This is a genomic window from Burkholderia pseudomultivorans (assembly GCF_902499075.1).
GTDB lineage: Bacteria > Pseudomonadota > Gammaproteobacteria > Burkholderiales > Burkholderiaceae > Burkholderia > Burkholderia pseudomultivorans.
In genome coordinates this window covers 14384-34249 of sequence record NZ_CABVPP010000023.1, presented here as the reverse complement: position 1 = coordinate 34249, position 19866 = coordinate 14384, and the positions used below count along the sequence as shown (strand labels likewise).

20 protein-coding genes are annotated in these 19866 nt (G+C 68.7%); 12 read left to right on the top strand and 8 right to left on the bottom strand.

Annotated features, from left to right (window positions below; all coding sequences use genetic code 11):
- The first annotated feature begins 59 nt into the window (after window positions 1-59).
- The 10 genes from BST28156_RS16990 to asnB all read left to right on the top strand — a co-directional run bounded on the left by BST28156_RS16990 (window position 60) and on the right by asnB (window position 9217).
- Window positions 60-272 carry a hypothetical protein gene (locus tag BST28156_RS16990; protein WP_040132076.1) on the top strand — a complete coding sequence of 71 codons (213 nt, stop codon included), beginning with the start codon at window positions 60-62 and terminating at the stop codon, window positions 270-272.
- Window positions 273-381: 109 nt separating this feature from the next.
- Window positions 382-858, top strand: coding sequence for a hypothetical protein (locus BST28156_RS16985; RefSeq protein ID WP_174902836.1), 477 nt, complete (start codon window positions 382-384; stop codon window positions 856-858).
- A 55-nt stretch (window positions 859-913) separates the two neighbouring features.
- Window positions 914-1792, top strand: a complete 879-nt coding sequence (gene sctJ, locus BST28156_RS16980) for a type III secretion system inner membrane ring lipoprotein SctJ (protein WP_174902835.1) — start codon at window positions 914-916, stop codon at window positions 1790-1792.
- Window positions 1789-2517: a SctK family type III secretion system sorting platform protein gene (locus tag BST28156_RS16975; protein WP_174902834.1), complete on the top strand. Its 729-nt coding sequence runs from the start codon at window positions 1789-1791 to the stop codon at window positions 2515-2517. Before sctJ ends, BST28156_RS16975 begins: the two co-directional genes overlap by 4 nt.
- A complete protein-coding gene (gene sctL / locus BST28156_RS16970) occupies window positions 2499-3128 on the top strand; it encodes a type III secretion system stator protein SctL (protein ID WP_174902833.1) in 630 nt (209 codons plus the stop codon). Before BST28156_RS16975 ends, sctL begins: the two co-directional genes overlap by 19 nt.
- Complete coding sequence (sctN, locus tag BST28156_RS16965) at window positions 3125-4501, top strand: type III secretion system ATPase SctN (protein WP_174902832.1); 1377 nt, start codon at window positions 3125-3127, stop codon at window positions 4499-4501. Before sctL ends, sctN begins: the two co-directional genes overlap by 4 nt.
- Window positions 4494-5171, top strand: a complete 678-nt coding sequence (locus BST28156_RS16960; RefSeq protein WP_174902831.1) for a hypothetical protein — start codon at window positions 4494-4496, stop codon at window positions 5169-5171. The genes sctN and BST28156_RS16960 overlap by 8 nt, the downstream gene beginning before the upstream one ends.
- Window positions 5165-5974, top strand: a complete 810-nt coding sequence (sctT, locus tag BST28156_RS16955; protein WP_174902830.1) for a type III secretion system export apparatus subunit SctT — start codon at window positions 5165-5167, stop codon at window positions 5972-5974. The genes BST28156_RS16960 and sctT overlap by 7 nt, the downstream gene beginning before the upstream one ends.
- Before the next feature lie 18 nt (window positions 5975-5992).
- Entirely contained in the window at window positions 5993-7024 is a 1032-nt protein-coding gene (locus BST28156_RS16950; protein WP_060241394.1) for an EscU/YscU/HrcU family type III secretion system export apparatus switch protein, read from the top strand.
- Between the two features lie 222 nt (window positions 7025-7246).
- Complete coding sequence (gene asnB, locus BST28156_RS16945) at window positions 7247-9217, top strand: asparagine synthase (glutamine-hydrolyzing) (protein WP_174902829.1); 1971 nt, start codon at window positions 7247-7249, stop codon at window positions 9215-9217.
- Window positions 9218-9249: 32 nt separating this feature from the next.
- Here the strand turns inward: asnB and BST28156_RS16940 are convergent, their stop codons facing one another.
- From BST28156_RS16940 to BST28156_RS16925, 4 genes are all read right to left on the bottom strand, one after another.
- On the bottom strand, window positions 9250-10044 hold the full coding sequence (locus BST28156_RS16940) for a lytic transglycosylase domain-containing protein (protein ID WP_174902828.1): 795 nt from the start codon (window positions 10042-10044) through the stop codon (window positions 9250-9252).
- Window positions 10041-10715 carry a type III secretion system export apparatus subunit SctR gene (gene sctR / locus BST28156_RS16935; protein ID WP_034180501.1) on the bottom strand — a complete coding sequence of 225 codons (675 nt, stop codon included), beginning with the start codon at window positions 10713-10715 and terminating at the stop codon, window positions 10041-10043. The genes BST28156_RS16940 and sctR overlap by 4 nt, the downstream gene beginning before the upstream one ends.
- 3 nt (window positions 10716-10718) lie before the next feature.
- Window positions 10719-11903: a type III secretion system cytoplasmic ring protein SctQ gene (gene sctQ, locus BST28156_RS16930; protein ID WP_174902827.1), complete on the bottom strand. Its 1185-nt coding sequence runs from the start codon at window positions 11901-11903 to the stop codon at window positions 10719-10721.
- A 352-nt stretch (window positions 11904-12255) separates the two neighbouring features.
- Entirely contained in the window at window positions 12256-12654 is a 399-nt protein-coding gene (locus BST28156_RS16925; RefSeq protein WP_060241390.1) for a winged helix-turn-helix domain-containing protein, read from the bottom strand.
- A 400-nt stretch (window positions 12655-13054) separates the two neighbouring features.
- Between BST28156_RS16925 and BST28156_RS16920 the strand changes: the two genes are divergently transcribed.
- The gene (locus BST28156_RS16920; protein ID WP_174902826.1) at window positions 13055-14257 is read left to right on the top strand and encodes a Fic family protein; all 1203 of its coding nucleotides are present in this window, start codon (window positions 13055-13057) and stop codon (window positions 14255-14257) included.
- A gap of 76 nt (window positions 14258-14333) precedes the next feature.
- On the opposite strand, the gene BST28156_RS16915 is transcribed toward BST28156_RS16920, so the two are convergent.
- Window positions 14334-16544, bottom strand: coding sequence for a xanthine dehydrogenase family protein molybdopterin-binding subunit (locus BST28156_RS16915; RefSeq protein WP_174902825.1), 2211 nt, complete (start codon window positions 16542-16544; stop codon window positions 14334-14336).
- Window positions 16545-16546: 2 nt separating this feature from the next.
- Window positions 16547-17008, bottom strand: a complete 462-nt coding sequence (locus BST28156_RS16910) for a (2Fe-2S)-binding protein (RefSeq protein WP_009692967.1) — start codon at window positions 17006-17008, stop codon at window positions 16547-16549.
- A gap of 180 nt (window positions 17009-17188) precedes the next feature.
- On the opposite strand from BST28156_RS16910, the gene BST28156_RS16905 reads away from it, so the two are divergent.
- Entirely contained in the window at window positions 17189-18112 is a 924-nt protein-coding gene (locus tag BST28156_RS16905) for an AraC family transcriptional regulator (protein WP_060241388.1), read from the top strand.
- A gap of 21 nt (window positions 18113-18133) precedes the next feature.
- Here BST28156_RS16905 and BST28156_RS16900 read toward each other — a convergent pair whose 3' ends face one another.
- Window positions 18134-18430 (bottom strand): YciI family protein, encoded by a 297-nt coding sequence (locus BST28156_RS16900; protein ID WP_174902824.1) that lies wholly within the window; start codon window positions 18428-18430, stop codon window positions 18134-18136.
- A gap of 58 nt (window positions 18431-18488) precedes the next feature.
- Window positions 18489-19817: a short-chain fatty acid transporter gene (locus tag BST28156_RS16895; protein ID WP_174902823.1), complete on the bottom strand. Its 1329-nt coding sequence runs from the start codon at window positions 19815-19817 to the stop codon at window positions 18489-18491.
- Window positions 19818-19866: the final 49 nt, after the last annotated feature.

The following is a 19866-nucleotide window of genomic DNA, read 5'->3' as shown; positions in this document are numbered from 1 at the left end:
GGGCAGCGGCATGGGGCCGCTGCCGCAAGGTGGATGAAGTTCACGCAAAGGAGCGAAACATGGGTGCCTCGGCCACAACTGGTGCGACCAACACGAACGACGTTCAGCAGCAGGCGAACGACCTGACCAAGACGCAGCTGGAGCTGACCAAGATCAACTTCCAGGTGCAGCAGTCGACGGCGACGTTCGAAACCAGCAACGCAGTGACCGCGCAGGAGGGGACGGCGAACGCCCAGGTCGCGCAACATCTGAGTTCCGCCGGCCGCGCATGACGCCGGATGCCGGCGCGGCCGCGTCGCATCGCACGTCGGGACGAACCCGGCGCAGCGTGCGCGCGTGCCGGCCGGCCCGTTCCGATCCGTTAGCCAAGGAGGGCAAGCGATGTCAGTGACAGGCGTAGGCACGGCGGCGCCGGGCGCAGCCGCGCTCGCGGGCGCCACGCAACAGGCGGGCGCGGCGTCCGATCCGGCGCAGGTGCGCCAGTTCGACGCGCTGATGCAGCCGGGGGCGTCGCCGGCGCAAACGGCGTCGCCGTCGGGCATGGCGGTGTCGCACGCGAGCGCCGACGCAGCGCCGGCCGTGCAGATGACGCCCGCGCAGGCGAACGCATCGTCGCTCGTCGAGCGGTTGCGCACGTACGGCAACGATCTCGACGCACGGTACGCGAACATCGACAAGCATCGCACCGAGATGCTGACGTCGATGGCGGACAGCCGCAGCGATCCGATGATGACGATGGTGAAGGCGATGGATTTCCAGTGGACGGCGACCACCACGATTTCCGAATATCAATTGAGCCTGTCGGTCGCGCAGGCGGCGAACGGCTTCACGCACACCGTGCTGAAGACGCAGGAGTGATGCAGGCCGGTGCGCGGGCCGGCGACGGCCGCGCGTGCTACGAAGCGGACAAACGATGACGACGATCGATTCGACGCCGCGCGCGTGCGCGTGGCGCAGCCGGGCGGCGCGGGCGCTGCTCGCGGGCCTGCTCGTGCTGCTGGCCGGCTGCCAGAAGGAGCTTTACTCGGGTTTGTCGGAGCGCGACGCGAACCAGATGGTCGCGGTGCTCGGCGATGCGGGCATCAGCGCGTCGAAGGACAACGATGCGCGCGACACGTCCGACCGCAACGCATGGCAGGTCAGCGTCGCGGACGGCGACATGCAGTCGGCGCTTACCGTGCTGCAGGCGAACGGGCTGCCGAAGCCGAGCTACGCGAGCCTCGGCGAGCTGTTCCAGAAGCAGGGGCTCGTGTCGACGCCGGCCGAGGAGCGTGTGCGCTACCTGTACGGCGTATCGCAGGACCTGTCGCGCACGCTGCAGGACATCGAGGGCGTGGTGGTCGCGCGCGTGCAGGTCGTGATTCCGGAGAACGATCCGCTCGCGGACAAGATCAAGCCGTCGTCGGCCGCCGTGTATATCCGCTACCGGCCCGGCGTGGACCTGCGCGCGATGGCGCCGATGGTCAAGGATCTGGTCGCACACAGCATCGAAGGGTTGCAGTACGACAACGTGTCGCTGTTCCTGCAGCCGGCCGCCGCGCGCACCACGCGCGTGGATGGTGTCGGCAGCGCGCTGACCGATATCGTGCGGCTGCGCTCGCCGCTCGGCTGGCTCGTGTTCGCGCTGATTCTGCTGACCTGCGCGGTGATCGCGCTGTCGGCGGCGCGGCGCGGGATGTTCGGCGCGCGGCTCGCGGAGCTGCTCGGCGCGACGCGCGGCGCGGGTGCGGGTGCGGCCTCGGGCGCGAACGGCGGGCTCGGCACGCCGGACGGCGCGCGCGACGGCGCATGAACGATCCGCACGCACCGTCGCCGGGCGACGCGCCGCTGCCGTGGCTGCAGCCGCTTGCGCCGCCGCCCGCCGCGCGGCGTGGCGCGTTCCATGCGCTGGTCTGCGATTTCAACCTGCGGCCCGATCGCTATCTGCACGTGACGCGCGTGCCGTCCGACTGGCCCGCGCGCTACCGTTCGCCGGATGCGTTCGGCGCGGCCGGCCGCAAGCTGATCGCGCAACACCTGCTCGCCGCGCACGGCGTAGCCGACCGGCACGACTTCGACGTGGCGACGCCGTGCGCACGGCTCGCGCTGCTGCCGGGCGCGGCGCTCGAACAGCTTGCGTCGTATGCGGGGCTGCTGCTGCATCGCGGCTGGCTGCGCGACGCACTGGCCGTGCGGCGCATTCGTGCGGAAGTCGCCGCGAAGCTCGGCGCCGACGCGCTGGCGCTCGCGCTCGAACGCGCGCCCGAATTCGGCGTGCTCGCGGAAACGCTCGAACCGTGGCGCGCGGATCCGGCCGTGCTGCCGGCCGTGATCCGCGCGCGCTGCGGGCGGCTGCTCGCAGATTTCATCGGCGCGACTGGCGAGGCGGTCGCGCGGCGCGTGCGGCTGAAGTTCAATCGCGCGATCGACGACGAAGCGCGTTACTGGCTGAACCACGCGCAGCGCGACCAGTTCGGCGAGCTGCTGTTCCTGTTTCTGATTCCCGAGAGGCTTGCGTCATGGGACTGGCTTTTCTGATCACGAGCGACAACCTGCAGCTGCTGTCCGAGCGCAAGGTGCTCAAGGAGCGCGAATATGCGGCGCTGCTCGACGCCTCTGCGGTGATCGCGACCGCGCGCGAAGAAGCCGAGCGCATCGTCGCCGATGCGCAGCGCGAATTCGACAAACGCCAGGCGGCCGGCTACGACGAGGGCATGCGCCGCGCGCAGCGCGAGCATGCGGCGCAGACCTATACGCAGGCGCTGGCCGCCGCGCGCACAATGGAATCGATGAAGGATGCGATGGCCGAGATCGTCGTGAAGGCGGTGCGCGCGATCGTCGGCGAGATGAGCACGCAGAAGCTGTACGAGGCCGCGCTCGCGCGGATCGCGCCGCTCGTGCGCGACGAGGCGTTCGTGACCGTGCGCGTCGCGCCCGGCCGTCACGACGAAATGCGCGATGCGCTCGACAGTGCATTCGCGGGGCAGACGAACCGGCAGAAGCTGCGCATCGTCGAGGACGCGCAGCTCGAACGTCATGCGTGCACGGTCGAGACGCCGTCCGGGCGCATCGACGCGAGCCTCGACCTGCAGATCGACGCGCTGCGCCAGGCGATCCGCCGCGATGCACTGAAGGGCGCCACGCGATGAACGCGCCGTTCGACGACGCGCAGCCGTTCGCCGGCGACGACGACGTGTCGCTCGATCGCGGCCGTCTGGTCGGCGATCTCGATGCGGGGCTCGCGTTCTTTTCGCCAGTGTCGGTGCAGGGCCGCGTCAATCATGCGGTCGGGCAGATCCTCAACGCGACCGGCATTCGCGCGCGGCTCGGCGAGATCTGCGAGCTGCGCACGCCGAACCAGCCGACGCTGCTGGCCGAAGTGGTCGGCTTCTCGCGCCAGACCACGCTGCTGACGCCGCTCGGCGACGTGGCCGGTCTGTCGCCCGAGACGACCGTCGTGCCGTCGGGGCGCGAGCATGTGTTTCCGGTCGGCGACGGCCTGTTCGGCCGCGTGCTCGACGGACTCGGCCGGCCGCTCGACGATCGCGGGCCCGTGACCGGCGCGGCGTGGGTGTCGACGCAGCAGGATCCGCCGAATCCGCTCGCGCGCAAGATGATCGACACGCCATTCCCGACCGGCGTGCGCGTGATCGACGGACTGATGACGCTCGGCGTCGGGCAGCGGGTCGGCATCTTTGCGCCGTCGGGCGTCGGCAAGAGCACGCTGCTCGGAATGATCGCGCGCGGCGCGCAGGCCGACGTCAACGTGATCGCGCTGGTCGGCGAGCGCGGCCGCGAGGTGCGCGAATTCATCGAGCACAGTCTGTCGCCCGAGGTGCGCGCGCGTTCGATCGTCGTCGTGTCGACGTCCGACCGGCCCGCGATGGAGCGCGTGAAATCGGCGCTGGTCGCGACCGCGATCGCCGAGCATTTCCGCGACGCGGGCAAGCGCGTGCTGCTGCTGGTCGATTCGCTGACGCGCTTCGCGCGCGCGCAGCGCGAGGTCGGCCTCGCGAGCGGCGAGCCGCCGACGCGGCGCAGCTTCCCGCCGTCGACCTTCGCGGTGCTGCCGCGGCTGCTCGAACGCGCGGGGCAGGGTGCGCACGGATCGATCACCGCACTGTATACGGTGCTGGTCGAGGGCGACGAGGAGTCCGATCCGATCGCCGAGGAAGTGCGTTCGATCCTCGACGGCCATATCGTGCTGTCGCGCAAGATCGCGCTCGCGAACCGCTATCCGGCGATCGACGTGCTCGCGAGCCTGTCGCGCGTGATGCCGCTCGTCGCGGGCCGCGCGCACCAGCAGGCGGCCGCACGCGTACGCGAGCTGATCGCGAAGTACCAGGAGATCGAGCTGCTCGTGCAGATCGGCGAGTATCGCGAAGGCAGCGACCGGCTCGGCGATCTCGCGCTGCGCGCGCGCGATGCGATTGCCGCGTTCTGCGCGCAGGCGTCGCACGAGGACGTGCGCTTCGATGCACTGCTTGCGCAGCTGACGCGGCTGGCGGACGATCATGTCTGAAGCCGACGACCGTCTCGTGCTCGCGACGCTCGCGCGGCTCAGGCGCGTGCGCGAGATGCGCAGCCAGATCGCGCGCGTCGCGGCCGCGCGGCAGCAGCGCGTCGCCGCGCAGAGCCGCCGCGCGCTCGACGACGCGCATGCGCAGCTCGCGCAGCAGCTTGCCGCGAAGGCCGCGATCCAGACGCGGCTCGCCGGCGACGTGCGCGAGGCGCGCGCGCTGCAGGACGCGGCAGCCGATGCGCGCACCTTCGGCCGGCGGATCGGCAGCGCGAGCGCGTCGGTCAGCGAGGCCGCGCACGTGCATCGCGGCCACGAGGCGACGCTGGCGGACCTGCAGCGCGCCGCGCGCAAGGCGAGGGCCGCCGAGGACAAGCTCGACAAGGCCGGCGAGAAGGCGCTGCATGCGCGCGCGGCGCGGATCGAACGCGATGCCGACGAAGTCGCGGACGGGTATGCGGTGCGGCGCTTTGCGATATCGAGCGGATGGGCGGGCGATGCAGGCGTCGATGCGGCTGCTCATGCGGCAGGCCATGCAGGCGCGCAACCGGAAGCGACCGCCGCGTTCGATGCGCAGATGGGCGCGCATCCCGCAGGCGCTGAACCCGACGCGGCCGACGACGGAGCGCCGCCCGACGGACCGCCGCCCGACGCCTCGGAGCGCCGATGCTAGATCACGCCGCAGGCTTCAACGACATCGCGGGCACGCTGCGTCCGCTGCTTTACGTGATGCCGCGCCTGCTGCCGATCATGTTCGTCGTGCCGGTATTCAACGAGCAGATCGTCACCGGCCTCGTGCGCAACGGCATCGCGGTCGTGATCGCCGCGTTCGTCGCCCCGGCGATCGATGCCGCGCAGGTGGCCGCGCTGCCGTTCCTGATGTGGTGCGTGCTGGTCGCGAAGGAGGCCGTGGTCGGGATGCTGCTGGCGGGCGCGTTCAGCGCCGTGCTGTTCGCGATCCAGGGCGTCGGCTACCTGATCGATTTCCAGACCGGCAGCGGCAGCGCCGCGTTCTTCGATCCGATGGGCGGGCATGAAGGCGGCCCGACGTCCGGCTTTCTCAACTTCGTCGCGATCGCGCTGTTCGTCACGGCCGGCGGGCTGCAGGTGCTCGTGCAGCTGTTCGCGCAGTCGTACGCATGGTGGCCGATCGGCTCGCTCGGCCCCGATTTCTCGTCGGTGCTGCAAACCTTCGTCGTGCGTCAGACCGACACGATCTTCGAATGGATGGTGAAGCTCGCGGCGCCGGTGACGATCGTGCTGGTGCTGGTCGAACTCGGGATCGGGCTGGTCGGGCGCGCGGTGCCGCAGCTCAATATCTTCGTGTTCGCGCAGCCGGTGAAAAGCGCGCTCGCGGTGCTGATGATGGCGCTGTTCCTGCCGGTCGTGTATGCGTCGCTGCATGCGCTGCTGAGTCCCGACAGCGGGCTGGTCGCATTGTTGCGTGCGCTGTTCGCCGCGCACGGCGGCACGTGACCGCACGAAGGACCGCACATGGCCGAGAAGAACCAGCAGCCGACCGCGAAACGCCTGCGCGAGGCGCGCGAGAAAGGCGACGTGCCGAAGAGCGCGGAGACGATCTCGTCGGCATGCTTCGCCGGCGTGTGCATCGCGCTGGCGGTCGGCATCGGCGCGCTGTTCGCGCGGTTGCAGGCGCTGTTCCGGCTCGTGTTCGACGCGGCCGGCGCGGCCGATCCGTCCGCGCGGATCGCGGTGCTGATCGACGGCGCCGCGCGCGACTGGGCGACGCTGTCCGCGCAGATCGTCGCGGCCGGGTTGCTGCTCGGCGTGCTCGCGGGTTTCGTGCAGGTCGGCGGCGTGATGGCGTGGAGCCGTCTGGTGCCGCAGTTGTCGCGACTCAATCCGGCGGAAGGGCTGAAGAACCTGTGGTCGCTGCGCAACCTCGTCAATCTCGCGAAGATGCTGCTGAAGACGACGCTGCTCGTCGCGACGCTCGGCTGGGTGATCGTCGAGTCGCTGGATGCCGCGGTGCAGTCGGGCTTTACGCGGCCGATATCGATCCTCGCGCTGATCGTGAAGCTGCTGATGCTGCTGTTCGGCTGGGCCGCGCTGATCTATATCGTGATGGCGCTGATCGACATCGTGCATCAGCGGCGCGAATTCAACCGGAAGATGAAGATGTCGATCGACGAAGTGCGGCGCGAGCACAAGGAGGACGAAGGCGATCCGCATATCGAGGCAAAACGCCGTCAACTCGCGCGCGAAGCGCAGTTCGCGGCGCTGCCCGACCGGATCGGCTTTGCATCGGTGGTCGTCTACTCGCCGCGCGTCGCGGTCGCGCTCTATTACGGCGGGGCCGGCACGCTGCCGTGGGTGCTCGCGCGCGGCGAAGGCGAGGCGGCCGAGCGGATCGTGCGGCTCGCGCGCGACGCGCTGCGCCCGACGCTCGCGAATGCCGGGCTCGCGCAATCGCTGTACGACACGACGCCCGAGAACGGCACGATCCAGCAGCAGCATTTCCGCGAAGTCGCGCAGTTGCTGAAGTGGGCGACGGGCGCGACCTGATCGATTCGTCCGATCAATCGATGCGCGCCGGTTTCGATGCGGCCCTTTCATCGCTGCGTGCACGTGGCGCTTGACGCAGTATTTTTTCCGGTTCTGGCCGGAATTCATCCATGAATTATTGCTGAATTATTTCTTCGTAATATGGCGCGACCGTCATGCCGGACGGCGGGCCGCGAGGTCGCGCCGCACATGGCGGGCAAGTCAACAGGGCGGGCAAATTACATGTGCGGAATCGACGGCTTTCTGAATAGCGTCGCCTTCGATGAGGAGACAGCGCGCGGCACGCTCGCGCGAATGACGGCGAGCCTCGCGCATCGCGGGCCGGACGGGCAGGGCTTGTGGGTCGATCCGGAGGCCGGCATCGCGCTCGGCCACCGGCGGCTCGCGATCGTCGATCTGTCGGTGCACGGCCGGCAGCCGATGGCGTCCGCGTGCGGCCGTTACGTCTTGGTCTTCAACGGCGAAATCTACAACCATCGCGAGCTGCGCGCGGAACTGGAGCGCGCGGGGCGCGCACCCGCGTGGCGCGGCCATTCGGACAGCGAAGTGCTGATCGCGGCGATCGCGGCATGGGGCGTCGAGGCGACGCTGCGGCGTGCGACCGGCATGTTCGCGTTCGCGCTGTGGAATCGCGCGTCGCGCGTGCTGACGCTCGCGCGCGACCGGATCGGCGAGAAGCCGCTCTATTACGGCCGGGTCGGCGACGCGCTCGTGTTCGCGTCGGAGCTGAAGGCGCTGCGCGCGTATCCGGGTTTCGGCGGCGAGATCGATCGCGACGCACTGTGCCTGTATCTGCGTCAGTCGAGCGTGCCCGCGCCTTACACGATCTATCGCGGCATCAGCAAGCTGCCGCCGGGCACCTGGATCCAGTTCGAGCATGCGCGCGACACGCCGCGGCCGCGCGCGTACTGGACGCTCGAACAGGCGATCGAGGCCGGCCGCGAACAGCCGTTCGAAGGCGATGCGGACGACGCGGTCGGCCGGCTCGATGCGATCCTGCGCCAGGCCGTCGCGCGACAGATGGAGGCCGACGTGCCGCTCGGCGCGTTCCTGTCGGGCGGCATCGATTCGTCGGCGATCGTCGCGCTGATGCAGGCGCAGTCGACGACGCCGGTCGATACGTTCACGATCGGCTTCCACGAAGCCGGCTACGACGAGGCCGGCTATGCGAAGGCCGTCGCGCGCCATCTCGGCACGCGGCATACCGAACTCTACGTGACGGCCGACCATGCGCTCGACGTGGTGCCGAAGCTGCCGTCGATCTACGACGAGCCGTTTTCCGACGCGTCGCAGATTCCGACCTTTCTCGTCGCGGAGCTGACGCGCCGGCACGTGAAGGTGAGCCTGTCCGGCGACGGCGGCGACGAACTGTTCGGCGGCTATACGCGCTACTTCCTGACGCCGCGCCTGTGGCGCAAGCTGCATCGCGTGCCGGCGGCCGTGCGTGCGCGGATCGCCGCCGCGCTGCACGCATTGCGGCCCGATCATGCGGACCAGCTCGCGGCGGTCGCGCAGGGCGCATGGAGCGGCGTGGAGGCGCGCGAGTCGGCGTCGCGGATCGGCGATCGCCTGCACAAGCTCGGCCACGTGATGACGGCGGAGAGCCGCATCGGTCTGTACCGGCTGCTGATGTCGTCGGTGCATCATCCGGAGCGCATCGCGCTGGCCGGGCAGGAACCGCCGACGCCGCTCGATACGGCCGCCGCATGGCCCGCGCATCTGAGCTTCGCCGAGCAGGCGATGGCGATCGACACGCTCACCTATCTGCCGACCGATATCCTCGCGAAGGTCGATCGCGCGGCGATGGCGGTCAGCCTCGAAACGCGGATGCCGTTTCTCGATCATCACGTCGTCGAATTCGCGTGGTGCCTGCCGGCGTCGATACGCTTGCCGGACGGGCAGTCGAAAGCGATGCTGCGCCGTCTGCTCGACCGCTATGTGCCGTCGTCGCTGATCGACCGGCCGAAACAGGGCTTTTGCGCGCCGGTCGATCACTGGCTGCGCGGCGCGCTGCGCGACTGGGCCGACGCGTTGCTGCAGCCGTCCCGGCTGCGCGACGAGGGTTTCTTCGACGCGGCCGCGGTCGAGCGTCTGTGGCGTCAGCACCAGACCGGCCGGATGAACTGGCAGCACCAGCTATGGACGGTCCTGATGTTCCAGGCGTGGCTCGACGCGCAGCGCGCCGCGATCTGAGCGTGCGCGCCGGCGCGACGCAGCCGGCCCGGTCACTCGTCGAGGCAGCGCACGCAGAGCCGCTTCGCCTGGCTGGCCGGCAGCCCGCGGCACATCATCACGACCGGTCGCGCATGGCACGACGGCGCGTCGGCGGATGCCGCCGGCGATGCCTGCCGGCGCGCGCGTTCGGGCGGGGTGGTCGCGGCCGCGTCCATGCGCCGCTGGCGCGCCGGCGGCGGCGCGTCGCGCACGACCGGGATCGGCGCCGCGCCGCCTTCGCGTGCATTGCTTTGCGCGCTCGCGACGACGCGGCTCACATAGCCGCTCGAGAATCCCGTCGTGAAATTGCCGCTGTAGTAACAGGACAGCGCCGCGCGCAACGCGGCCTGCACCGCGCGCCCGGTGCCCGACGAGCGCGCGAAGCATTCGGTCAGGATCGCACCGCCGGCGCGCAGGTTGCGGCACGGCTCGAACATCGTCGCTTCGTCGAGCCCGTATTTCGCGAAATTGCGCTCGTTGACCTGCGCGAGCCCGACGCTGTAGCTGAAGCCGCGCGCGGCGAGCTCGCGCGCGGTCGCGCGCGCTTCGTCGAGCGATGCGGGCTGTCGCGTCAGGTGCGCGCCCACCACGCCGATTGCGTACGGATTGAAGCCCGACTCGGTGCGCACCAGCGCGGCCAGCGTCTCGGGATCGACGTTCGGCGCGCAGGCGCGCGCGAGCTGCGCGAAGCCCGCAACGTTGCGGGCCGCGTGCGCGCGGTGCGGCTGGCCGAATGCGCAGACGAATACCAGTGCGGCGGCTGCACACAGCCACGCGGCGACGCGACGCCGGCCGCGCGCGCTCATCCCGCCCCCGCCACGCGGTACGACAGCACGAGCCCGTGCACCAGCAGCGACCAGCCGTCGAGCGCGACGAACAGCAGCAGCTTGAACGGCACCGAGATCGTCGTCGGGGAAATCATCTGCATGCCGAGCGCGAGCAGGATATTCGCGACCAGCAGATCGACGACGATGAATACGATATAGATCACGAAACCGATCTGGAACGCCTTCGTCAGCTCGGCGAGCGTGAAGCTCGGCACCAGCACCAGCAGGTCGTCGTCCTTGATGCCGTCCGCGCGGTTCTTCGGCCAGACCGACGTCGCGGTGCGCACGAAGAATTCGCGGTCGCGCTGCCGCGTGTGCGATACCAGGAAATCCTTGATCGGCGGCAGCGCGGCATCGGCGAGCGCGCCGACGTCGGCGGTCGATAGTTGCCCGGACGCATCGAAGTGGCGCGCCTGCAGCGCATCGCGAATCGACATCCCGACCGGCGCCATGATGAACAGCGACAGGATCAGCGCGATGCCGTTCAGCACGAGGTTCGGCGGCACCTGCTGGATGCCGAGCGCAGAGCGCAGCAGCCCGAGCACGACCACCAGCTTCGTATAGCTGGTCACCATCAGCGCCGCGAACGGCGCGATGCCGAGCGCGGCGATGACCGCGATCAGCGCAACCGGATTCGGCAGGTTGCCCATCGCTCAGCGCTCGCGCGGCGCCGGCTGCGTCAGCGTGACGACGCGCACGCCGAGCTTCTGGCCGACCGCGATCAGCTGGCCGGTGCCGATCAGCATGCCGTTCGCGACCAGATGGATCACGCTCTGGTTGATGCCCTGCTGCAGCTCGATGACCGCGCCCGGCTGCAGCGCGCTCAGTTCGCCGAGCGGCATCGAGGTCGGCGGCAGCTCGAAGCGCAGGTCGACCGCGAGGCCGTCGAGCGGGCGCGGCGCGTCGCCTGTCGGCGCGGCGGCGCCCGACGCAGCGGCGCCCGACGCATCGTGCGCGCCGGTAGGCGAGGTGTCGGTGCGGGTCGGTTCCAAAGGCATCTCCCTGATTCGTTGGACGGTCAGCCGGTTGCCGGACGGCCGTCCGGTGATCTCCCACGCCGGCACGGCCGGCACCCGCGCGACGCACAGCAGGCTCTGCTCGTGCGCGTGCCAGCGTTCGATCGCGATGATGTCGCCGCCGACGACGTCGGCCAGCTCGGCCATCGTCAGTTCGGTGCGGCCGATCTCGAATACGAGCGGCACCGGCAGGTTCGCGTAGGCCGCGCGCGCGTCGGGCGCCGCCGCCGGCGCGGCGGCGAAGAACACCGCGAGCGCATCCGGCGCGTCGAACGACAGGGCGCCGTGGCAGCGCCATGCGCCGTCGGCGCGGCGCAGCTCGAAACGCAGCGCGGCCGGCGATGCGTGCCACGCGGGCGACGTCGCGGCCGGCGGCAGCAGCTCGACGCGCTGTCGCGTCGCGGCTTGCAGCGCCGCCGTGAGCGGCGCGCACAGGTCGGCGAGCAGCGCCGCGCGGATCACGGCCGGCACGGCCCGGTCGGCGGCATCGCCGAGCCATTCGGTTTCCGCGAGCGGGTCGATCCATAGCGTGCCGACCGCCGGGCCGACGACGAAGCGGTACGCCTGCGCATCGGCGGCCGGTTCGGCATCGACGCGCCAGCGCACCTGGTATGCGTGCTCGCCGAGCGTGATCGGCACGGCCTCGCTCGCGCAGTACGCATGCGACAGCCCGCGCGCCGCGGCGGCGGACAGGCGCGGCAGGTACGGCGACGCGTCGAGCGCGCATGTCGCCGGTGGCGCGGCGGGCGTCGGCGGCGCGGTGGGAGCGGCCCGATTCGCGGCGTCGCCGGTGTCGGCATTCGTCAGGAACAGCGCAGGCACGGCGGGATCGAGGCGGATTCGGCGTTGGTTCGACGGATTGTTCTGGCCGGCGGCGCGAGAAGGGCGCGCGGCTGCTGCGTCGATTGTAGGGACGGCGATGCGCGTGTGCCGCGCCGGAATCCGTAGTTGCGTGCTGCGAGTGGCGGCGCGGCGGGAGAGGATTTACGAGGTGCGCTGCGCCGCCGTGCGCGCAGCGGCGCGTTCAAATGCGACCGCCGCCTGGAGGCGGCGGTCGTGTCGCGGCACGCGGACGGCAGCTGGCGTGCGACGGTCGAACGCCGGGGCGCGATGCGCTGCGCGGCGGGGGGCGGGCTTCGGCGCACCGCGGGCAGCGCGGCGCACGAACGAATCGTTACGCGTAGTCGGCGGCCATCGCGGGCTGCGGCGCGGTGCGCAGGATCGGCGCGGCTTCGTGGCGTTCGACGTGCGTCATCGCTGCGCCGAACAGCACCAGGCGATAGCCGACCGCATAAATCGGGATGATCCGCAGGTTCTTGTCGTGATCGAGCTGCAGCTTCGAACGGATGCGCGAGATATGGGTGTCGAGCGTGCGCGACGATACGCCGAGCTCGCGGCCCCAGACCGCTTCCTGGATCGCCTGCCGCGGCACGATCTTGTTCATGTTGTCGAGCAGGAATTCGACGACGTCGAATTCGCGCGGCGTGACGTCGACGGGTTTATTGGCGATTTCGATCGTGCGGCGCACGAAGTTGATTTTTATGTCGTCGATATACAGGTATTTGCAATCCATGGTGGCCCTCGCATGTCCTTAAAGGAGTGTTGCGAGTCAGTTACTGCAACTTTCGGGCCAGCCTGGTGTTTGCCGCCGATGGCGAAGCGGGAGACGGCGGCAGCCTTGAATCTCAAAGAATTTTTAACGCCGGGGGCGGGTGGAAAGCGAAAGGGCCGGAGCGAAAGTGAAGGATTGTTACGTAGCATCGCGCGCGGACGTTACGGGCGTTACGGCTGACGTAACGTGGGGCGAGGCCGGGTGCCTGCGGCTGTCGCGTTGCGTGAAAACGGCTGGCGATAACTCTACTTGGAACCCTACATCGAACTCTACCGTTATATATGAAAAGCCTATATAAATCAGCATAATAAGAGGATACAATTGCCGACATCGAACCCTACATGAAACCCGACACGGACGCATGACAACCGTCGTTACCTTCGAACCGCTGTTTCCCGAGGATCGCGTACTCGATCCGCTGCTCGAACGGGCTGCACAGCTCGTCGACACGTCGCGGCAGCTGCTTGCCGTGCGCGACACTCCGCTCGCCAGCGCGCTCGTGCCGCAGCTGCGCGCGATGAATTCGTACTACACGAACAAGATCGAAGGTCAGCACACGACGCCCGCCAGGATCGAGGCTGCGCTTCATCGCGATTATTCCGCGGATGCCGTCGAGCGCAAGAAGCAGCGCTTCGCGGTCGCGCATATCGCAACGGAAACGATGCTCGAGAAGGAGTGGGGGGCGCTTCCGGTGGCCGCGCTATTCGATCCGGCGCGCATTTCGGCCATCCACGAGCGTTTTTTTTCCTGCCTGCCCGAGGACGAGCGATTGACCGGGGATGGCGCGGTCATTGTTCCGGGCGAGATTCGTCGAGCGGACGTGACAGTCGGACGGCATCTGGCGCCGGAGCCGGAGATGATCGAGCCGTTGCTCGATGCGTGGGCGGCACGTTATGGCCGCATCCGGGCCAAGGAATATCAACTGATCGCGATTGCCTGTTCGCATCATCGTCTGGCGTGGATCCATCCTTTCATGGATGGCAACGGCAGGGTTGCGCGTCTGCATTCGCATCTCGGATTGCGCGCGGCCGACCTGACTCACGGGCTCTGGTCGCCGCTCCGGGGTTTGGCCCGCGAGCATGAGCAATATTATGCGAGGTTGAGCGAGGCCGATCAGACGCGGCGCAACGACCTGGATGGTCGGGGCAATCTGTCCCAGGAAGGCCTGGTGCAGTTCGCCCGTTTTTTCCTCGACTGCTGTCTGGATCAGGTCAGCTTCATGATCCACATGACGGAGTTCGACGGCGTGACAGGACGTTTGCTCGATCTGTTGCGATATCTGGAAGCCAATCCGTGGACCATTCGGTCGGAAAAATCGGTCATCAAACCGGAAGCCACGGCGCTCGCCATGGAGTTTGTCGCCCTGCGTCGAACCGTGACGCGCGCGCAATTCGCGCAGATGCTGGGGGTGAGCGATGTGCTTGCGCGTCGAATCGTCCGTTCGTTGCTCGATTTCGGGTTGCTGACTTCGCCTTCGCATCGAGGCGAGCTGTCGTTGGGATTGCCGCTGGCCAGCCTCCGATTTCTGTTCCCGAAACTGTGGCCGGAAGTCGAACAGGAGTGAAGGAGGTCAGCGGGTGTGTCATTGCGCATGACGCCGGCCGCAAGGCACCCCCGCCCCACAGCCGGCGCATCCGGCCTTACGCCTTCGCGCTATCGCCCGAATCGAACGGCAGCACGTAATGCCGCTTGCCGGTCGCCGCGAAGATCGCGTTCGCGACGGCCGGCCCGATCGGCGCGACCCCCGGCTCGCCGACGCCGGTCGGCGCCTCGGCCGACGGCACGATATGCACGTCGACCTTCGGCATCTCCGCGATGCGCAGCACATGGTAGCCGTCGAAGTTGCGCTGCTCGACGCGCCCGTCCTTCAGCGTGATCGCGCTGTGCATCGCCGCGCCGAGCCCGAAGCCGATGCCGCCTTCCATCTGCGCGGCGACGATGTCGGGATTGATCGCGATCCCGCAATCGACTGCGCAGACCACGCGCTCGACCTTCACCTTGCCGTCCGCGTCGACCGAGACCTCGGCGACCTGCGCGACATAGCTCTTGAACGCCTCGGCCACCGCGATTCCGCGTCCGCGACCCTCCGGCAGCGGCTTCGCCGGATCCCAGCCGGCCTTCTGCGCGGCCAGCTCCAGCACCGCCCGCATGCGCGGCTCCTTCGCGAGCAGGTCGCGGCGGAACAGGTACGGATCCTTGCCGGCCGCGTGCGCGGCTTCGTCGATGAAGGCCTCGACCGCATAGGCCGTGTGCGAGCTGCCGACCACGCGCCACCACAGCACGGGCAGGCCGACCTTGGTGGTCGTCAGTTCGACCGACACGTTCGGCACCGCGTACGGCAGGTTCGCCGCGCCCTCGACCGACGTCGCGTCGATCCCGTTCTTGACCATGAAGGCTTCGAACGGCGTGCCGGCGAGGATCGACTGGCCGACGATCCGGTGACGCCAGCCGACCAGCCGGCCGTCGGCGGTCAGCCCCGCATCGAGCTTGTGGAAGTACATCGGACGATAGAAGCCGCCCTGGATATCGTCCTCGCGCGTCCACTGCAGCTTGACCGGCTTGCCGTCCGCGCCGAGCGCCTTCGCGATCGACACGGCCTCGACCACGTAGTCCGACCACGCATTCGCGCGGCGGCCGAAGCTGCCGCCCGCATACAGCGTATGGATCTGCACCTGCTCGGGCTTCAGGCCGGCGACCTTGGCTGCGTTGCCCTGGTCGACCGTCTGGAACTGGTCGCCGGCCCAGATCTCGCAGCTGTCCTTCGTGAGCCTGACGACCGCGTCGAGCGGTTCCATCGGCGCATGCGCGAGATACGGGAACTCGTAGGTCGCGCTGATCTTGCGCGCGGCGCCGGCGATCGCCGCGTCGGCATCGCCGTCCTTGCGCGCCGATGCACCGGGCTTGGCCGCCAGCTGCCGGTATTCGCGCATGATCTCGTCCGAGCCGCGCTTTTCGGCGTTCGTTTCGTCCCATTCGACCTTCAGCGCGTCGCGGCCCTGTTTCGCGGCCCAGAAGCCGGTCCCGACGACCGCGATGCCGCCCGGCACCTGCACGACCGACACCACGCCCGGCACGGCCTTCGCGGCCGTCGCGTCGAACGACTTGACCGTCGCGCCGAAGCGCGGCGGGCGCTGCAGCAGCGCGACGCGCATGCCGGGGAACGTCGTGTCGAGCGTGAAATGCGCGGTGCCGTTCGATTTCGCCGACGCGTCGACGCGCGGAATGCGATGGCCGATCAGCTTGAAGTCGGCCGGCTGCTTCAGCACGACCTTGTCCGGCACCGGCAGCTTCGATGCATCGGCGACCAGCGTGCCGTACGCGGCCGTGTTGCCGCTTTTCGCGTGCGTGACGACGCCGTTGGCGGTCGTCAGTTCGCTCGCTGGCACCTTCCAGCGCGCGGCGGCCGCCGACACGAGCATCGCGCGCGCCTTGCCGCCGGCTTCGCGCAGCTGCTGCCACGAGTTCGACATCGCCGAGCTGCCGCCCGTGCCCTGCATCGTGCCGAACGCGAGGTTCGCGTAGCGCTTCGCGTCGGCCGGCGCGCTTTCGACGCGCACGCTCGACCAGTCGGCGTCGAGTTCCTCGGCGACGATCGTCGCGATGCCCGTGTAGGCGCCCTGGCCGAGTTCGACGTGCTTCGCGATCACCGTGACGACGCCGTCGGGCGTGATCCGCAGGAACGCGTTCGGCGCGAAACCGGCGGCGGGGGCCGTCGCGGCGAGCGCGCGCCGGCCGAGGCCGGCCCATTCGAAGCCGATCGTCAGGCTGACGGCCGCCGCCGCGCCCGCGGCTTTCAGGAACGTGCGGCGCGACGGCTGCACCGAACCGCGGTTGTCGAGTTCGATCGTCATGGTCAGGCTCCCAGCGTCGCGGCCGCGTCGTGGATCGCGGCCCGGATGCGGGCGTAGGTCGCACAGCGGCACAGGTTGCCGTTCATCGCGGCGTCGATGTCGGCGTCGGTCGGTTTCGGATTCTGTTCCAGCAGCGCGGTGGCGGACATGATCTGGCCGGACTGGCAATAGCCGCATTGCGGCACCTGCAGCTTGACCCAGGCGGCCTGCACGGCCTGCGCGGGCTTGCTCTGCAGGCCTTCGATCGTCGTGACGTGCTTGCCGGCGATGCCGGCGAGCGGCAGCACGCACGAGCGCACGGCCTGGCCTTCGAGATGGACCGTGCACGCGCCGCACTGCGCCATGCCGCAGCCGAACTTCGTGCCGGTCAGCCCCGCGTGTTCGCGGATCGCCCAGAGGACGGGCATCGACGGATCGGCATCGAGCGTGACACTCTTGCCGTTCAGGACAAACGTGGTGGGCATTGGATGTCTCCATGGGGAAAACCCGGCTGGGGCCAGGTTAGGGGGCAGTGTGCGCGAACGCGCCGGTTTTGCGTCTACACAATCCTGCAAATTTCTTGAACAATCCTGCAAATCCCCGGCATCGCGCGGCGCGTTTCGCTATGCTCCCGCGACAACAGGAATCGAATCGAGGAAGGTGTGATGGACATGACCGATATCGCCGCGTCGCGCGAATCCGGGCGGCGCGAACTGGCCTCGCTGATCGGCCGCTTTGCGCCGGTGGACGGCTCCCACCCGACCGCCATCCCGGGCCTGCTGCTGCACAAGCATACGCGTCCGGTCGACCTCGGCTGCGGCGTGTCGAGGGCGGCGCTGGTGATTGCCGCGCAGGGCGCGAAGCGCGTGATCGTCGCCGGTCACGCGTACGAATACGATGCACAGAACTGCCTGATTACCTCGATCGACTTGCCGATCCTCTCGCGCGTGACGCGCGCGTCGGCCGCCGAGCCTTATCTGTGCCTGTCGCTGACGCTCGATCCGCAGCGGATCGTCGAGCTGTCGGCCGAGATGCGGCTGCCGGAGCCGGAGGCGGGCCCGGAAGGCGAGGGGATCGCGCTGGCCGAGCTGACGCCGCCATTGCTCGACGCCGCGCTGCGGCTGTTGCGGCTGCTCGATACGCCCGCCGATATCCCGGTGATCGCGCCGCTGATCGAAAAGGAAGTGCTGTACCGGCTGATGGCGAGCGGGCAGGGCACGCGGCTGCGGCATATGGGCGTCGCGGGCAGCCAGACGCACCGGATCGCGCGCGCGATCGAATGGATCCGCGATCACTTCGCGGAGCCGATGCGGGTCGAGACGCTCGCGCACGCGGTCAATATGAGCGTGTCGTCGCTGCATCATCACTTCAAGCATGTGACGACGCTGAGCCCGCTGCAGTACCAGAAGCAGCTGCGGCTGCACGAGGCGCGCCGGCTGCTGCTGCATCAGGGCGGCGACGTCGGGTCGGTCGCGGCGACCGTCGGCTACGAAAGCGCGTCGCAGTTCAGCCGCGAATACAGCCGGCTGTTCGGCGCGCCGCCGATGCGCGATGTCGGGCATTTGCGGCGCAAGGAACTGCTGGGCTGACGCGCGATTGCGCGGCCGCGCTCACAGATGGCAGACACCGTCCACATACGCCTTGCGCCAGCGCACGATAGCGACCTGCTCGAACAGCCCCGCGAGCGAGAACGGGTCTGCGGCGATGAAGCGCTCCGCCGCTTCCCGTGTATCCACGTCGACGATATAAATGCCGCCGCTCGCCGCGGCTCCGTCGTCGTCGAGCTTGGCGCCGCAGGCGAGCAGCAGCGCGCGGTGCCGCGCGAGAAAATCGAGGTGCACGTCGCGTTCGCGCGCGCGGACATGGGCGTGGTCCGGCTTGTCGAAAGTTTCGATCAGAAACGGCATTGCCTGCCTCGTTCGATGATTTGCCCGGACGCGTGCGGCGCGACGCGATGCGCCGCGCTCAGCGCCATGCGAGGATCGCGACCGAATAGACGATGCCGACCCAGAACATCATGATGACCGTATAGCCCATGATGTCCTTGAGCTTGAGCTTCGACAGCGCGAGCGCCGGCAGGATCCAGAACGGCTGCACAAGATCGTTCCATGCGTTGCCGAGCATGACGGCGGTGGAGGTATGGCCGACGGACGCGCCGATCGTCTTGGCCGCTTCGATCATGAACGGCCCCTGGATGACCCAGTGGCCGCCGGCCGACGGTGCGAAGAAGTTGATCACGAACGAGCTGACCAGCCCCCAGAACGGCAGCGTGGCAGGCGTCGCGATCTTGACGAACGCAGCGGACAGCGTCTCGACGAGGCCCGACGACGCCATGATCGCCATGATGCCCGCATAGAACGGATACTGCAGGATGATGCCGCCGATCGTGCGGATTCCCTCGTTGAGCTTCTCGACATAGCGAATCGGCGTGCCGAGCAGCAGGATGCCGAGAAACAGGATGAAGAAGTTGATGAGATTCAGGTCGATCGAGCCGCCCTGCACGAAGTGCAGCGCCACGTAGCCCATGCCGATCGCGCCGATCAGGTAGCTCAGCACGCGGCTGTGGTTCAGGCGGTTGGCGAGCGTGTCGCCCTCGTCGAGGTCGAGCGCGGGCGCGGCTTCCGCAGGCGCGGCTTCGCGCGTGCGATCGATTTCCTTCACCGGCTGGCCCGCCTTCGGATGCAGCCACGCATTCAGCAACGGCAGCGTGACGATGGTCGCGAGGCTCGTCATCAGCATCGCGGGCGAGAAAATCGTTTCGGACAGCGGAATGACGCCCATCTGCGCTTCGAGCGGATGACCCTTCGTCGAAATCAGCACGGGGATGCTTGCGGACAGGCCGAGGCCATAGAGCGTGAAGCCGCTGTATGCCGACGCGATGATGAGCGGATGGTGTACGCCCTGCACGCGCAGCGCGAGCTTGCGCGCGACGATGCCGCCCACCACGAGTCCGAATCCCCAGTTCAGCCAGCTGCCGATGCCGCCGACCAGCGTCGCGACGACGATGGCCATGCGCGGCGAATTCACGTGCGAGACGATGCGGTCCAGAAAGCGGTCGACGAGCGGCGCGGTCGCGAGCACGTAGCCCATCGCGAGAATCACGGCCATCTGCGTCGTGAACGCGAGCAGCGTCCAGAAACCCTTGCCCCAGCTCGTGGCGAGCGCGGTCACGGCCTGGCCTTGCACGACCACGGCGAGCACCATCGTAAGCAGCGTGAGGCCGATCGCGAAGACGAACGGGTCAGGCAAGTACCGGCGCATCAGCTCGGTGAAGAAGGCGGTCAATTTCTGCATGGCTTTGTCTCCGTTGTATCGTGATTGTTTTGGGGTTCCCCGGCGGCGC

What these genes read in the sequence shown, in the direction of transcription:
- sctJ (WP_174902835.1), top strand. Translation starts at nt 914, where the DNA reads ATGACGACGATCGATTCGACGCCGCGCGCGTGCGCGTGGCGCAGCCGG.
- sctR (WP_034180501.1), bottom strand. Translation starts at nt 10,715, where the DNA reads ATGGGCAACCTGCCGAATCCGGTTGCGCTGATCGCGGTCATCGCCGCG.
- BST28156_RS16990 (WP_040132076.1), top strand. Translation starts at nt 60, where the DNA reads ATGGGTGCCTCGGCCACAACTGGTGCGACCAACACGAACGACGTTCAG.
- BST28156_RS16975 (WP_174902834.1), top strand. Translation starts at nt 1,789, where the DNA reads ATGAACGATCCGCACGCACCGTCGCCGGGCGACGCGCCGCTGCCGTGG.
- BST28156_RS16925 (WP_060241390.1), bottom strand. Translation starts at nt 12,654, where the DNA reads ATGGATTGCAAATACCTGTATATCGACGACATAAAAATCAACTTCGTG.
- BST28156_RS16910 (WP_009692967.1), bottom strand. Translation starts at nt 17,008, where the DNA reads ATGCCCACCACGTTTGTCCTGAACGGCAAGAGTGTCACGCTCGATGCC.
- BST28156_RS16950 (WP_060241394.1), top strand. Translation starts at nt 5,993, where the DNA reads ATGGCCGAGAAGAACCAGCAGCCGACCGCGAAACGCCTGCGCGAGGCG.
- BST28156_RS16960 (WP_174902831.1), top strand. Translation starts at nt 4,494, where the DNA reads ATGTCTGAAGCCGACGACCGTCTCGTGCTCGCGACGCTCGCGCGGCTC.
- BST28156_RS16900 (WP_174902824.1), bottom strand. Translation starts at nt 18,430, where the DNA reads ATGCCGTTTCTGATCGAAACTTTCGACAAGCCGGACCACGCCCATGTC.
- BST28156_RS16940 (WP_174902828.1), bottom strand. Translation starts at nt 10,044, where the DNA reads ATGAGCGCGCGCGGCCGGCGTCGCGTCGCCGCGTGGCTGTGTGCAGCC.
- BST28156_RS16905 (WP_060241388.1), top strand. Translation starts at nt 17,189, where the DNA reads ATGGACATGACCGATATCGCCGCGTCGCGCGAATCCGGGCGGCGCGAA.
- sctL (WP_174902833.1), top strand. Translation starts at nt 2,499, where the DNA reads ATGGGACTGGCTTTTCTGATCACGAGCGACAACCTGCAGCTGCTGTCC.
- BST28156_RS16915 (WP_174902825.1), bottom strand. Translation starts at nt 16,544, where the DNA reads ATGACGATCGAACTCGACAACCGCGGTTCGGTGCAGCCGTCGCGCCGC.
- sctN (WP_174902832.1), top strand. Translation starts at nt 3,125, where the DNA reads ATGAACGCGCCGTTCGACGACGCGCAGCCGTTCGCCGGCGACGACGAC.
- asnB (WP_174902829.1), top strand. Translation starts at nt 7,247, where the DNA reads ATGTGCGGAATCGACGGCTTTCTGAATAGCGTCGCCTTCGATGAGGAG.
- BST28156_RS16895 (WP_174902823.1), bottom strand. Translation starts at nt 19,817, where the DNA reads ATGCAGAAATTGACCGCCTTCTTCACCGAGCTGATGCGCCGGTACTTG.
- BST28156_RS16920 (WP_174902826.1), top strand. Translation starts at nt 13,055, where the DNA reads ATGACAACCGTCGTTACCTTCGAACCGCTGTTTCCCGAGGATCGCGTA.
- BST28156_RS16985 (WP_174902836.1), top strand. Translation starts at nt 382, where the DNA reads ATGTCAGTGACAGGCGTAGGCACGGCGGCGCCGGGCGCAGCCGCGCTC.
- sctT (WP_174902830.1), top strand. Translation starts at nt 5,165, where the DNA reads ATGCTAGATCACGCCGCAGGCTTCAACGACATCGCGGGCACGCTGCGT.